This window comes from Stenotrophomonas sp. 05L413 (assembly GCF_056397945.1).
Map to the genome: position 1 here is coordinate 1 of NZ_JBFTOL010000023.1, position 410 is coordinate 410.

General features: G+C 64.6%; 1 protein-coding gene. It reads right to left on the reverse strand.

The window, feature by feature from the left end:
* A partial coding sequence (locus tag AC1DIQ_RS18985) for a flagellin N-terminal helical domain-containing protein (RefSeq protein WP_478050604.1) occupies nucleotides 1–410 on the reverse strand: 410 nt, incomplete at both ends.

The window sequence follows — 410 nt, forward strand, 5'->3', positions numbered from 1 at the left end:
GCACCCACCTGGAACAGCTGGCTCGAGAACGAACCATCAAGCAGCTTGGTGCCGTTGAACTCCGACTGCTTGGCAACGCGGTCGATTTCGCTGACCAGCTGGGTCACTTCGGCCTGCAGGGCCTTGCGATCGCTGGCGGAGTTGGTCGCATTGGAGGCCTGCACAGCCAGTTCGCGGACGCGCTGCAGGTTGTTGCCGATTTCGCTCAGCGAACCTTCGGCGACCTGGGCCAGCGAGATGCCGTCGTTGGCGTTGCGGATGGCCACATCAGTGCCGCGGATCTGCGTGCCGAAACGCTCGGAGATCGCCAGACCAGCGGCGTCGTCCTTGGCGCTGTTGATGCGCGAACCCGACGACAGGCGCTGGATGGTGGTGGCCAGGGAGCTGCCGCTGGTGCTCAGGTTACGCTG